General features: G+C 50.4%; 12 protein-coding genes and 3 pseudogenes. 1 reads left to right on the forward strand and 14 read right to left on the reverse strand.

Features of this window, described 5'->3' with window-relative positions:
• Window positions 1–132: 132 nt before the first annotated feature.
• The 10 genes and pseudogenes from frr to KDK14_RS19295 form a co-directional block, all read right to left on the reverse strand.
• Window positions 133–690, reverse strand: coding sequence for a ribosome recycling factor (gene frr / locus KDK14_RS19250; RefSeq protein ID WP_257266840.1), 558 nt, complete (start codon window positions 688–690; stop codon window positions 133–135).
• A 2-nt stretch (window positions 691–692) separates the two neighbouring features.
• Window positions 693–1,424 (reverse strand): UMP kinase, encoded by a 732-nt coding sequence (pyrH, locus tag KDK14_RS19255; RefSeq protein WP_257266830.1) that lies wholly within the window; start codon window positions 1,422–1,424, stop codon window positions 693–695.
• A gap of 74 nt (window positions 1,425–1,498) precedes the next feature.
• Window positions 1,499–2,359, reverse strand: a complete 861-nt coding sequence (tsf, locus tag KDK14_RS19260) for a translation elongation factor Ts (RefSeq protein WP_257266831.1) — start codon at window positions 2,357–2,359, stop codon at window positions 1,499–1,501.
• Between the two features lie 198 nt (window positions 2,360–2,557).
• A complete protein-coding gene (gene rpsB / locus KDK14_RS19265) occupies window positions 2,558–3,370 on the reverse strand; it encodes a 30S ribosomal protein S2 (RefSeq protein ID WP_257266833.1) in 813 nt (270 codons plus the stop codon).
• Window positions 3,371–3,655: 285 nt separating this feature from the next.
• Window positions 3,656–4,177: pseudogene (locus KDK14_RS19270) on the reverse strand (glycosyl transferase); the annotation flags it as partial.
• Between the two features lie 62 nt (window positions 4,178–4,239).
• Entirely contained in the window at window positions 4,240–4,689 is a 450-nt protein-coding gene (locus KDK14_RS19275; protein ID WP_257266834.1) for a hypothetical protein, read from the reverse strand.
• Entirely contained in the window at window positions 4,634–4,978 is a 345-nt protein-coding gene (locus tag KDK14_RS19280) for an HAD hydrolase family protein (RefSeq protein WP_257266835.1), read from the reverse strand. The genes KDK14_RS19275 and KDK14_RS19280 overlap by 56 nt, the downstream gene beginning before the upstream one ends.
• 15 nt (window positions 4,979–4,993) lie before the next feature.
• Window positions 4,994–5,817, reverse strand: a pseudogene (galU, locus tag KDK14_RS19285) (UTP--glucose-1-phosphate uridylyltransferase GalU).
• Between the two features lie 248 nt (window positions 5,818–6,065).
• Complete coding sequence (locus KDK14_RS19290) at window positions 6,066–6,839, reverse strand: hypothetical protein (RefSeq protein WP_257266836.1); 774 nt, start codon at window positions 6,837–6,839, stop codon at window positions 6,066–6,068.
• A gap of 615 nt (window positions 6,840–7,454) precedes the next feature.
• Window positions 7,455–7,577: a hypothetical protein gene (locus KDK14_RS19295; RefSeq protein WP_257266837.1), complete on the reverse strand. Its 123-nt coding sequence runs from the start codon at window positions 7,575–7,577 to the stop codon at window positions 7,455–7,457.
• A 155-nt stretch (window positions 7,578–7,732) separates the two neighbouring features.
• On the opposite strand from KDK14_RS19295, the gene KDK14_RS19300 reads away from it, so the two are divergent.
• Window positions 7,733–7,954 (forward strand): hypothetical protein, encoded by a 222-nt coding sequence (locus KDK14_RS19300; protein ID WP_306671625.1) that lies wholly within the window; start codon window positions 7,733–7,735, stop codon window positions 7,952–7,954.
• 452 nt (window positions 7,955–8,406) lie between these two features.
• Here KDK14_RS19300 and menE read toward each other — a convergent pair whose 3' ends face one another.
• From menE to menH, 4 genes and pseudogenes are all read right to left on the reverse strand, one after another.
• The gene (menE, locus tag KDK14_RS19305; protein WP_257266838.1) at window positions 8,407–9,801 is read right to left on the reverse strand and encodes an o-succinylbenzoate--CoA ligase; all 1,395 of its coding nucleotides are present in this window, start codon (window positions 9,799–9,801) and stop codon (window positions 8,407–8,409) included.
• Complete coding sequence (gene menC / locus KDK14_RS19310; RefSeq protein WP_257266839.1) at window positions 9,801–10,865, reverse strand: o-succinylbenzoate synthase; 1,065 nt, start codon at window positions 10,863–10,865, stop codon at window positions 9,801–9,803. Before menC ends, menE begins: the two co-directional genes overlap by 1 nt.
• A gap of 233 nt (window positions 10,866–11,098) precedes the next feature.
• Window positions 11,099–11,938 carry a 1,4-dihydroxy-2-naphthoyl-CoA synthase gene (menB, locus tag KDK14_RS19315; RefSeq protein ID WP_257266841.1) on the reverse strand — a complete coding sequence of 280 codons (840 nt, stop codon included), beginning with the start codon at window positions 11,936–11,938 and terminating at the stop codon, window positions 11,099–11,101.
• 33 nt (window positions 11,939–11,971) lie between these two features.
• A pseudogene (menH, locus tag KDK14_RS19320) lies at window positions 11,972–12,766 on the reverse strand (2-succinyl-6-hydroxy-2,4-cyclohexadiene-1-carboxylate synthase); the annotation flags it as partial.
• Window positions 12,767–12,862 lie beyond the last annotated feature (96 nt).

The raw sequence follows: 12,862 nt of genomic DNA on the forward strand, positions 1-12,862 counted from the left end.
AGAAACGTTCTTGAGCGATCAAGAACCCTCGCCCGATAGGGCGGGGAGTGTCAGACCTGCCCTTGCCCATCTGCCTCATTGTCCGGCGGGCTCCCGGGCAAGGCAATAGCCACAAACCAATTCAGTCAGCTATCAGATCGCCATTAAATCCTCTTCCTTGGCAGAAAGATTCTTATCAACTTCAGCAATAAACTGATCCGTCAGCTTCTGGACATCATCCTGACCACGACGTTCGTCGTCTTCACTGATCTCTTTTTCCTTCTCCAGCTCCTTGATATCAGCCAGTGCATCACGGCGAATATTGCGGATGGCAATGCGGGCATTTTCCGCATCCTGGCGGGCCTGACGAATATAACCCTTGCGGGTCTCTTCGGTCAGCGGTGGCAGGGGAATACGAATAACTTCGCCGGCAGTAGAAGGGTTCAGCCCCAGGTCAGACTTCAGGATCGCCTTTTCAACATCAGGCACAATTTGCCTTTCCCAGACACGTACGGCAAGCGTACGACCGTCTTCAACAGAAATGTTAGCCATCTGACTCAGCGGTGTTTCTGAGCCGTAGTAAGAAACCTTGATGCTATCAAGAAGACTGGGATGGGCCCGACCGGTACGAATCTTGTTGAAGGCAACCGTCAACGATTCAATGGTTTTACCCATACGCTCTTTGGCATCATCTTTAATCTCATCGATCATCATTAACCCCCGTTTACCAGTGTTCCTTCGTTACCGCCAACCACAAGATTCAACAGAGCGCCGGACTTGTTCATATTAAACACCCGAACCGGCATCTGCTGATCGCGCACCAGGCAAATCGCCGTTAAATCCATAACACCCAGCTTTCGCTCCAGAACATCATCATAGGTCAGCTGATCAAATTTAACCGCATCAGCATGCTTTACCGGATCTTTATCATAGACACCGTCAACCTTGGTGGCCTTGAGGACAACATCAACGCCCACCTCAATGCCCCGCAGACAGGCTGCTGAGTCGGTGGTAAAAAATGGATTCCCGGTACCGGCAGAAAAAATAACCACATCCCCAGAGTTAAGATACCTCATGGCACGGCGATGGTCATAGTGCTCAACAACACCACTCATGGGAATGGCAGACATCACCCGGGTATTGATATTGGACCGTTCAAGGGCATCACGCATGGCAAGGGCATTCATCACCGTAGCCAACATCCCCATGTAATCACCGGTTACCCGGTCCAGGCCTGCAGCACTGAGGGCTGCACCACGAAAGAGGTTTCCACCACCAATAACGATGCCAACCTGTACACCGATCCCTACTAACTGACCAATCTCCAGGGCCATTCGATCCAGGACCCTGGGATCAATACCAAACTCACCCGCACCCTGGAGGGCTTCACCGCTGAGCTTCAGCAGTATACGTTTGTATTTCGGTTGACTATCACTTGCCGGCATGTTCAGTTTCCGAGTCTGGTTGGCTAAATTATGGACAAACATGAAAAGGCCAGCCCCGGGGGGCTGGCCTTTTATCACAGTCCTGCCTGAGCGCGGACTTCAGCAGCAAAGTCCACTTCTTCTTTCTCGATACCTTCTCCCACCTCATAACGTACGAAGCTGGTTACAGTAGCGCCGGCTTTGCTGGCCAGGGCACCAACAGTGGTATCAGGATCCTTGACAAATGGCTGTTCAACAAGACTGCTTTCTGCCAGGAACTTGCTGATACGACCTTCAATCATCTTCTCAATGATGTTGGCAGGCTTGCCGGACTGTTCCGCCTGGGCCTTGAAGATCTCTTTCTCTTTTTCTACCAACTCAACCGGCATGTCTTCCTTGTTAACCACCTGTGGGTTAACCGCTGCAACGTGCATGGCAATGTCGCGGGCCAGTCCGGTATCACCACCTTCCAGTTTGGTCAGAACGGCGATACGGTTGTTACCGTGAACGTATGAACCTATCACGCCCCCTTCAACCATAGCGATACGACGGACACCGATATTCTCACCGATCTTCTGAACCAGCGCCTGACGGGCCTCTTCCAGTTCGCCTGCCATCAGCGCGTTAACGTCTGTTTCCTTTCGGGAAAAGGCAGTGTCAATGACCTGCTGAACGAAGTTCAGGAAGTTATCATCACGGGCGACGAAGTCAGTTTCACTGTTGACTTCAACCAGAACGCCAAAGCCGGCATCGTCGGCCACTTTAACCGCTACAATACCTTCTGCAGCAATACGGCCGGCTTTCTTGGCGGCTTTTGCCTGACCGGACTTACGCATCTCTTCGATTGCAACTTCAATATCACCCTGTGCTTCAACCAGTGCTTTTTTGCACTCCATCATGCCCAGGCCAGTACGCTCACGCAGTTCTTTTACCAGTGCTGCACTAATAGCTGCCATGGTTATTCCTCGCAAATTGACGTTCTTTTTATGCCACTGACAATGGCATAAAAGAGTGGTTATCTGTACATCGGAAAAAAGGGGGCAAAGCCCCCTTACTATTTTCCAGAATCGGTAAACAGCATCTGTTACTGCAGGACAATCCCAAGGTAAATCATCCAGTCAAAAGACCAGCCTGGCCAGATACTGCCCTGAGCCTCAGGCTTCTTCAGAGCCTTCCGCTTTTTCAGACTTGGGAGCTTCCTCAGCCACTGGAGCTTCAGCCACAGAAGCTTCAGCCAGAGAAGACTCTTCGACTTCCACGAACTCGTCTTCAGCACCCGTGCTGGCACGGGTACGACCTTCCAGAATCACATCGGCAGCAGCCTTCAGGTACAGCTGGATAGCACGAATCGCATCGTCGTTACCCGGAATGATGTAGTCCACACCTTCAGGGCTGGAGTTGGTATCAACGATACCAATCACCGGAATGCCCAGCTTGTTGGCTTCCTGAATGGCAATGCGCTCATGCTCAACGTCGATAACGAACAGCGCGTCCGGCAGACTGCCCATGTCCTTGATACCCCCCAGACTGCGATCCAGTTTTTCCAGATCACGGCTGCGCATCAGCGCTTCTTTCTTGGTCAGCTTTTCAAAGGTACCGTCGTCACGCTGGCTTTCAAGATCACGCAGACGCTTGATGGACTGGCGAATGGTCTTGTAGTTGGTCAGCATACCACCGAGCCAGCGGTGATCAACGTAAGGCATGCCACAGCGGCTGGCTTCTTCACGGATGATCTTGCCGGCAGCACGCTTGGTACCAACAAACAGAACCTTGTTCTTGCCTTCAGCCAGTTTGCCAATGAACTGCAGGGCGCCATTAAAGGCAGGCAGGGTGTGCTCGAGATTAATGATATGAATTCGGTTGCGTGCACCAAAGATGAACTTGTTCATCTTCGGGTTCCAGTAGCGGGTCTGGTGACCGAAATGCACGCCAGCCTTGAGCATGTCACGCATAGTGACTTGAGTCATGGGAATCTCCTGATTCAGGGTTATGCCTCCAGACACCCCATGTGTTCGACCAGCTTGTGACCCGTATAACGGATTGCAATACTGGCACCCGGAACCATGTGTCGGTGAATGTGAGATCTTTTATCAACGTTAAATATGAAGGAGTCCATGTTACCCAGCCCGGGAGGCTGTCCACAATGCACCCCAACTTGAAATCGCATATCGAATTCAAGCGCCGGTTTATACCATATCCGGACCATTTTCGAAACTTTTTCTGTCATCAGCTTCTGCCATCAGCTACTGCCATCAGCTGAAACACTGGTTATCTTCTTCCACCGCATCATAAAGCCGCTCCAAAATATCCGGCACAGCAGACATCACCCGGTTCCAGCTGGGAATAAAGGGACGTTCCATGGGGTTTTCCAGGAAATGCTGACCGGCTTCCATAATATTCCTGGCAAACAACTCAACCGCCCGTTCCTCACTGTCACGATCCACATGCAAACCGTTGATCATGGCATCATCATAATAGGATTCGATAAAGTTCAGGGCCACCCGGTAGTAAGTCGCCTTGATGGTCCTGAAGGTCTCGGTATTAAACTGGACACCATTGGTGGCCAGCTTGCGAAAAATGGCCTTGATGATGTCATGGCTCATTTTCGACAGCCCGCGACTGACATCACCTTCAGACAGCGGCTGATGCTTATGATCATAAATATCCGCAATATCCACCTGACAGAGCCGCTTGCTGGAGTAATTGCGCTTAACCTCTGACAACACGCCAATCTCCAGCCCCCAGTCGCCGGGAATCCGGATATCGTTAAACACACTCCCATCGCCAAGCACGCAGGTTTGCAAGGTCTGTTGCGGATACTCTTGCTGATACCTGTTCAGCAACGCCTGCAAAGCCAGTCCCTTATCGCCTTTCCCGGAGACATGATAAAAACGCCCCCCCTGGTCAGATGCAGTCCTTCTGCACCAAGCAACCGGACAAACTCCCGCAGATGTGCATCACCATCACGCCAGATCAACGGCTCACTGGCCTTTCGGGCCATGGCCTTACCGGCCGCATCGGTTGACAACCCGGTCATTTCTGCCACCTGTTTTTCAGTCAGATCACCAAAGCCGGTAAAGCAAAAACCATGCTGACGCCGGATACTGGCTAAAATTCGCCGTATGCTGCGATAAGGCTGACCGTGGAAAAAGTGGGTACGTTCGGTTTCGCAGGCATCCCGGAAATAACCCGCCGGAATCGTGGTCAGGAGTTGTCTGGAAATAACTTCCCTATTTTTTCGTTGCCTGACTCCGTTCGGACTGAGCTTGTCGAAGTTCGGTGGCACGACCTTTCGACAAGCTCAGGGTGAACGGAAATCGGGAACTTATTAAAAGACAATTCCTCACCATGCCATTTTCAGTAATAAATGGCTGATCAATACCCATCTGTCGCTGAATAACAAGTACCTCTTCCAACGTCTTGCCGGTATTAAAAACAACCGGTATTTCACGCTCGCCCAGTAATTCCAGAGCCGGTTGGGCGGCAGCCCAGCCATAATGATCATGGTCCAGAAGGGAACCATCAAGATCGGTAAAAACCAGCAACCTCGGCGCTTTTACTGCCATTACTGCCATCAATAAACCATCCGCTCAGCCAAAACGCTGTTGATAAATGGCATTGGTGGCCTCGACAAAACCACCGATACTGCCACAGTCAAATCGCCTGCCCTGAAATTTACAGGCAATCACACAGCCACTGCTGGCCTGAGACAAAATGGCGTCTGTCAGTTGTACCTCACCGTTTTTCCCCGCCTCGGTTTTGGTGATAATGTCAAAAATATCGGGGGTCAGAACGTAACGGCCAATTACTGCCAGATTACCGGGGGCGTCAGAAGGTGCAGGCTTCTCCACCATATCGGTCACCCGAATCAAATGCTCATCCAGGACCTCCCCGGCAATCACCCCGTATTTTTCGGTTTCTGCCGCTGGCACTTCCTGAACGGAAAGAATTGTGCATCGAAACTGCTTGTAGAGATTGACCAGCCGGGCCATCAGCGATGGCCCTTTATCATTGACACACAGGTCATCCGCCAGAATGACACCAAAGGGCTGATCGTCAATCAGTGCTTGCCACAGGCAATGGCATGGCCAAGCCCCAGCATCTGATTCTGCCGGGTATAGGAGAAGGTGCCGGCCGCCATTACATCCCGGATCGAAGAGAGTTTCTCCTCCTTGCCGCTGCCGACAATCTCCGCCTCCAGTTCATAGTTAATATCGAAGTGATCCGGTATTGCCCGCTTATTCCTGCCATTAACAAAACCAAGATCCGTTAATCCTGCCTCCATCGCCTCTTCCACCGCGTATTGTATCAGCGGCTTATCAACAATGGGCAGCATCTCTTTGGGCATGGATTTGGTGGCTGGCAAAAATCGTGTGCCATAACCGGCAACAGGAAAGAGACATTTTGCAATCATTTAATAACTCCGTTTATCACGAATGCGTTAATTCAGCGCAGAATCCATGCCAATGTTACACATCCGCTCATTTCAAAAGTGTAAAGAGCGTGAACAACAGACTGTTTATATATCGGGAGAGGCATTTTGCAATGACAGGTTCCGACTTGCATAGTAACTGACCACTTAGCCAGAAATATTCGATCCATTTGGCCAAATACTTACTAGTGGAACTGATCCCGAATGCCTTGGTGGAACCTCCTCTAACTTTAGGGAGTATCGGAAGACTTAATGCTTAGACCCATTATCCTATTGGGGTCAGGGTCAGTAGAGGTACAGATTATTAACTTCCCATTGTGGCGGCTGTCCTTGCGAAAAAAGAAAAGCGGTGAGTAGTCGGTACTTGCATTTGCTTTTTTTAATAACTTTATCGCAAGGTCATGTGGTTTATTTCCCAAGTCAACCCCTTCGGCCGCAATGAAAAAATCCTTCTTGAGCAGAGCGGAATGTCTACCCCATGCGCGTTGACGGTTCATAGGTTCATCTATTATTACACTAATCCAAGGATAAGAATAACTGCCAACCAGTGCTTTCACACTTTCAATGACTGCAGGTGTTTTACAGATTTTGATGTCTACACAATTATCTACATCATAGAAATGTGTTAAATCATGTTCTGATTGCTCTAATTCATCTCGGCTGTTGACCTCCTGAAATTCCAACACCGGGGATCGGTGGGTAACCTGAAGGATAAATCTTTTAAAGAAGTCCTCGTGACTAACGTCCGCTAACTGGTTATTACTGATTGGCTCTCTAATATTGACAGTTCCGGGATATTCAGATACCAGATAATTAAACAACGTTTTAACAGCCTCCTCCTCTTCTTGAGCACCTTGGGAAAGTTTGATTTGACTCAGTTGTTCCGTGACTAGCCTGACCATGCCTGAGCTGCGGGGAACGACCAGATCATAGGCTGGAGGAGCGGATTCAATGTCAGCCTCAGCATTTGGCAAACCGGTTGATACTTGTGATGTGACGTTCATTTTTTCTTCCTGGGATTGAGGGTCGTACTACAAATCAAGGCACGCAAACAGGGCAATTAACCGGAGCTTGCAGATAATCACCCCGGGAGGCTGTCCGAGAAAGACTTCCCTGTTGCGGTGGCAAAAAATTGCTCTGACAATCCACCTTTTTCGGCAAATAGCCTCACTATCTATCCACTCGCAAAACCGAATTTTTAACTTCAATTTTCTTCTATCCTCGCTACGGGCTAGCCCGGGCAGGCGCTATTCTCGGATAACCACCTATCTAATCTCTGACCGCTATTCCCAAAAATAGTTCGGTGTTTTTAATTGATATATCCTGAATTCGGGTATTGCAAAATTGCAGGTCGGGATGATTTCACTTCGACGGAGTCAATAAACAATATCACATGGCATAACTCATGCTGCTGATATAAAGAAAGTGAATCAGAACTCCATAATGCTGCTATTTCAGGAGAGATATTTTGCAGAGCTATCCCTCTATCTTTGCGTCATTTCATCAGTCGCTATCAAGGCTCCTTCGCACTCCTTATGGTGAACAATCTGATGAGCTAGCCAGTATCCCGGGTTGAGCATTTTCTGAACAACCATGAGCCGAAAGATTTTGCCCCCTGGTCAGAGCAGGATATCTACCTGATCACTTATGGTGACAGCCTCACAGGGCATGGGAAACCGCCCCTTAAAGTGCTCAGTGAATTCCTTGGCAAGCATATCCGGCAGCTGATCTCCACTGTCCACATACTGCCTTATTTTCCCTACAGTTCTGATGATGGATTTTCCATCATTGATTATCTGCAGGTTAATCCCGCCTTACCGCATCCCATGATGGCATTGGCTTACGCCCCCTTGAAGGGCTTGTCCCCGACAGTGACATCTCTGAACTGGTGGACAGCATGCATCGTTTCGGCGGATTCGTCAGCATGCGCACGCTTCAGGATCAAAGCAAAAAGCCTTATGAAATCAATATCTCTCTATTTGACGCCATGAAAGGCACACGCCGGGGTGAAGATCACTGGCAAGCACAACGCTTTCTCTGCTCACAGATTATTATGCTCGGTATGCACCGGGTGTTCTTGCTTTTTCAAGGACTGAGCCAAAAACGGACAGAAGCCTGATTGCTATTCATAATCTGACGACAACTCATATGAACATTAATGCAGAAAAATTTCGGGGCTGGTTTGACCTGCCTGTCAGTAAGTCCTATACCTCAGAACATTTAAAGCCGTATCAAAGCTTATGGCTGGTATCGACCACATGAGTCGCCCAGCACAATCGAGTCCAGGTGATTGCCTCCGGTTTTCATTCAACAAAAAGCACCTTATTGAAATGGCGAGGTTATTAAATCACAGGGGGTTATGCGCTGATAGCAAGAGGCAACAACGCAAAGCCATGGAGATTTATATCACGTTCCCAGTGCGGTACTCTCTTTCAGGAATTGACCCGGAATAACTTCATTATTTCATTCAGTCCGGGAACATCTCGCCGCCCGCTGCCCAAAAAGCTGGAACCACTTGTGCATTTGCGGGCAGCGGGCAGCGTCTGTAAGAAATACACCTATATTGTCGTATTATTCCAAAAGTGCCTGAAAAAAACGCCGGTTAATCTTGATCCCTGATTCTGCTATCTGCTCAGGAAATAAACGAACATACACTGGTACTTTGAATTTGGCTATCTTGCCTGCCAGCCTCTCTTTTGTATATGCTTCATTCAAGGTACCGTCCACAGTCTGAACGTAAGCAACAGGGCGCTGCCCGTACTCGGGATCCTTCATGGCAACGACTACAGCCTGGACAATTTCCGGGAGGGTCAGCAAAGCTTGCTCAATTTCTTCCGGATGAATATTCTCCCCCCCTGAGATCAACATATTATCCATGCGACCACATATCTGTAACTGGTCACCGTACCAGCGTCCTTTGTCACCGGTATTAAACCAGCCACCGTTAATCGGCAATGGCATCACTTCGCCATGTTGAAAAACCCCCTTTGCCAGCGTTTCTCCGCGCACCTGAATTTCACCTTCCCCGGTCAGTCGGACCTCACGCCATGGCAATACCACTCCGGAAGTCACCCCACTACTGGTAAACAAGGGTTCTGCTGTACAAACCTGGGAAGTCATCTCAGTCAGGCCATAGGTGGTCAGAACAGTGACCCCCTGTGCTTTTACCGCCTGCACCAGCCTGGGAGAAGCAACGCCACCGCCCAGCAGAATATAACGTACGCCCGAATCATAGAGTGACAACCCGGACTGAATCAGCCTGAACAATTGGGTATTCACCAGGGAAAGGTGCGTCAATCGCTGTCTGGCCAACATATCATTCAACGGCAACCGACGTTCAGACAGCACCATTGTGATACCGGCCAACAGGCAACGCATAACAATGGCCAGTCCGCCCACATGAAACAGCGGCAAGGATAACAGCCAGGTATCTCCATAGGTTAATGGCAAGGCATGCATTGAGCCCAGGGCACTGAAATAATGATTTTGATAGCTGTGCGCTACCGCCTTTGGGATGCCCGTCGTTCCAGAGGAGACGATCAGGTTGTAAACCGCTTCAGAAGCGATCTCAATGGAGGAAAGGCTGCTCGCTGATCGTGGTGCCGGAATGGGTCGATGAAAACCGATGCCCGCACTGTCTGCCACCAGACTGGCACCAATCCGATCACGATAGGTTAACTGTTGCGCTTCTGGCAAGGCCGGGTTTACCGGGCAGAAAATCCACTGGGAACGCAGACAGGCCAGAGCAACGATCACCGTATCCAGTGGTTTGCCGGTGACAAACAGAAGACGGTTGCCCACGCTCATCCCCTTATCCCGATATACACGACAACACTGATCCACCAATTCATCCAGCAACCGAAAAGTGATACCGCCCTGCTCCAGCTGAATCGCTGTACAGGAGGAATGATGAATGGCTTGATGGCGTAATGGACAGCATGGCAATTCGGGGAAGTTCGTTTTCATCAGGGGAAGATCGTTCTCATCAGGGGAAAATCGTTCTCATCGATAGTGTTCTGCCATGCATCTGTATCACTGACAAAAGCAGTATTAAAGGCAACCGGCTGACCGGCAATAATCTTTTCAGAGGTCAGGCTATCGATAAAAACCGATGGAGTATCCAGGCCCGGCAGCTCCTCTGGTGTCCACTGGGCGCTGAGCTGGGCCAGGATGTGCAAACCAATGGATGACTCATAAGACGAGCTGAACACAGTTCTGACACCGAGACTTCTGCCCATTGTCACCAGCTGTCGGCAACGGGCCAAACCGCCCACCAGCGTCGGCTTGATCACCACGGCAGCCAGACCGTGCATGGGTCGTAGACGGTATTGTGGATTCTGGACAGTTTCATCCAGGGCAAAGCGAAGCCCGGTCTGCTCGTAGAGTCTTGAAAATTCAGCCACATGAGCGGTTGGCTCTTCAACAAAAGCAACTCGCTCTACATCAATAGACGCAGCGACCGTGAAGGCCTGATCCAATGACCATTGCTGATTGGCATCCAACCTGACATTTACCGGCTTCGGCAAAGCCTGCAGGACAGCGTTGATTCTATCGCAGTCGCTTTCAATAGAGTCCCGTCCTATCTTCAGCTTGAACTCTGTCGGCCAGTTTCCCGACCACTGAGCGAGCCGGTGGAGAATATCTTCGGTAGAGCCTTGCAATAGCGGCCCGGTTTCTGGCGAGACAAGCCAATGGTCCTGTTGCCACCACCACAGGGCCGATTCAACACCAAATAGCACTGACGGTAACCGCAGAATATCGGTGAACAAGGCACCGTTTTCCAGATCACTGAAAGAGAATGGCTTGCCATTATTAACTGCCCAACAGAATACCTTAAGCTGTTTTTCAGCGTCGGCAAGACTTTCGCGGCTAAACCCTGGCAGTGGGGCTATTTCGCCATAGCCACACCGGTCACCGGTACGCAATCGCAAAATCAATCCTTCCCGCTTATTCAGGCAGGTGTGCTTCAGCAATAATGGTTGTTTTAACGGCAGCCGATACCCCAGGATATCAGCCTTACAGTCGTTCATAGATCTGTTAACCCGGATATTTCATAAACTGCCCCGAATCTCGCGCACGACCACATAAGCCTGGGCGACGCAGGATGCCAAAAAACCGGGGGCTCTATCAAAGCCGAGGGCTCTGTCGCTCTATGGGATTTTGTGAGGGAGCACCGGGCGTACGGTCGATCGGGCAAAACTCCCTCAGAGCGGCAAAGGACAAGCGAGATCGGGAGCACGTTGATGAAATATCCGGGTTAACTTCAGGCATTACGACCAAAGCGGCTGAAATCCGGCGGACGTTTTTCCAGGAAAGCATCACGTCCCTCCTGTGCCTCTGCGCTCATATAGAATAGCAGAGTCGCATTACCCGCCAGTTCCTGAAGACCGGTTTGACCATCGCAGTCAGCATTCATGGCGGATTTCAGACAACGAATCGCCAGAGGGGAATGCTGCAAAATCTCACGACACCATTCTACGGTTGTTCGCTCCAGCTCTGCCAGAGGCACAACGGTATTAACCAGCCCCATAGCTTCAGCTTGTTTCGCATCGTACTGACGGCAGAGAAACCAGATTTCCCGGGCTTTTTTCTGACCAACAATACGGGCCAGATAGCTGGCACCAAAACCACCATCGAATGAGCCTACTTTCGGGCCTGTCTGACCAAACCGGGCATTATCCGCCGCAATAGTCAGATCACAGACCAGGTGCAGCACATGACCTCCGCCGATGGCATAACCGGCAACCATGGCAATCACCGGCTTTGGACAGGTCCTGATCTGACGTTGCAGATCAAGGACATTCAGATGATGTGTCCCCTTATCATCCTTGTAGCCTGAATCGCCGCGAACGCTCTGATCACCGCCGGAGCAGAAAGCCAGCTCTCCAGCACCGGTGAGAATCACCACCCCCACCGACTTGTCAAAACGGGCCGACTCCAGAGCCTTCTGGATTTCGACAATGGTCTGTGGTCGAAAGGCATTACGCTTTTCCGGACGGTTAATGGTAATTTTGGCCATCCCTTCGGCCTGATGATAAAGAATGTCCTGATAATCACCACTGAGGCTTTCCCAGATCACACCTGAATCCAGCTGCTTGCCCATATCCAACTCCTTATAGCTCTCCAGGAGCTCTCTGAGCAACAGGGCCATGGCCCCGGGTTGCTCCCGATGAACATTATGTCCACACCCGGTCACAGGGTGGACACCATGAATTACCTGCCCGGTCAGCAAATGCTGTCCAATCCGACCAAACTTGTGATCATTGGCACCATAAAAATAATGAACACACGGGGAAAGTGGTGAACCGGCTCTGAGCTGACCCAGTGCCCGATGATAATTTGGCTGCTTCGATAAACTGTATGCCATCAGGGCGTTCGCCAGAATCGAACCTCTGCCTTTTGATCGCTCATCAATCAAAGAGCGAATCTGGCTACCATTCAGGTCAGAAAAAACCGGCTGTTGATACCAGTCTAAAAGAACATCCGCCAGTGGCTCGTCAATAAAGCGTCTGGCCCATTGCCGGTCTGACTGATAACGCGCATGTCTTTCCTGCTCATGGATTAGCCCCGGGTGTGCTCCTTCCAGTGATAGCGTCGCAACTCGCTCCGGGAAAGTAAGGGTATACGCCATGGCCAGACGCCCTCCCAGTGAATAGCCCAGCAGGCTGAACCTTTTCAGACTAATGCCTTCTACCTGTTCAATTGCTTGAACCGTCTGCTCCAGGCGATGACAAAAATATTCAGCTCCACGGACATCCTCCTCCAGCCACTGACTTGAGCCATGCCCCGGCAGATCAACAGTAATCAAATAATAGTCGTCTTTCAGCAGTGCCAGCAGGGAGTTCCAGTCGTTTGCACTGCCCAGAAACCCATGCAGTAACACCAGGGCTGGCCCGTTGACCTTACCAGAACAGTAGTAACAGAGGCTCACAGTGTTTTCGCCAGAGTGACGGCCTGCTCAATACTTTTTACTTTTCCTGATTACCACTGATCGTACGTCATGAATCAGCTGCTATAATAAACGTCG

The sequence above is a fragment of the Endozoicomonas sp. ONNA2 genome (assembly GCF_024606365.1).
In the GTDB taxonomy this organism is placed as follows: domain Bacteria; phylum Pseudomonadota; class Gammaproteobacteria; order Pseudomonadales; family Endozoicomonadaceae; genus Endozoicomonas.

Excerpts from the sequence above, each read along its gene's own strand:
- frr (WP_257266840.1), bottom strand. The coding sequence starts at position 690 with ATGATCGATGAGATTAAAGATGATGCCAAAGAGCGTATGGGTAAAACC.
- KDK14_RS19290 (WP_257266836.1), bottom strand. The coding sequence starts at position 6,839 with ATGAACGTCACATCACAAGTATCAACCGGTTTGCCAAATGCTGAGGCT.
- KDK14_RS19280 (WP_257266835.1), bottom strand. The coding sequence starts at position 4,978 with ATGGCAGTAATGGCAGTAAAAGCGCCGAGGTTGCTGGTTTTTACCGAT.
- rpsB (WP_257266833.1), bottom strand. The coding sequence starts at position 3,370 with ATGACTCAAGTCACTATGCGTGACATGCTCAAGGCTGGCGTGCATTTC.
- menE (WP_257266838.1), bottom strand. The coding sequence starts at position 9,801 with ATGAAAACGAACTTCCCCGAATTGCCATGCTGTCCATTACGCCATCAA.
- pyrH (WP_257266830.1), bottom strand. The coding sequence starts at position 1,424 with ATGCCGGCAAGTGATAGTCAACCGAAATACAAACGTATACTGCTGAAG.
- KDK14_RS19300 (WP_306671625.1), top strand. The coding sequence starts at position 7,733 with ATGCATCGTTTCGGCGGATTCGTCAGCATGCGCACGCTTCAGGATCAA.
- tsf (WP_257266831.1), bottom strand. The coding sequence starts at position 2,359 with ATGGCAGCTATTAGTGCAGCACTGGTAAAAGAACTGCGTGAGCGTACT.
- menB (WP_257266841.1), bottom strand. The coding sequence starts at position 11,938 with ATGGGCAAGCAGCTGGATTCAGGTGTGATCTGGGAAAGCCTCAGTGGT.
- menC (WP_257266839.1), bottom strand. The coding sequence starts at position 10,865 with ATGAACGACTGTAAGGCTGATATCCTGGGGTATCGGCTGCCGTTAAAA.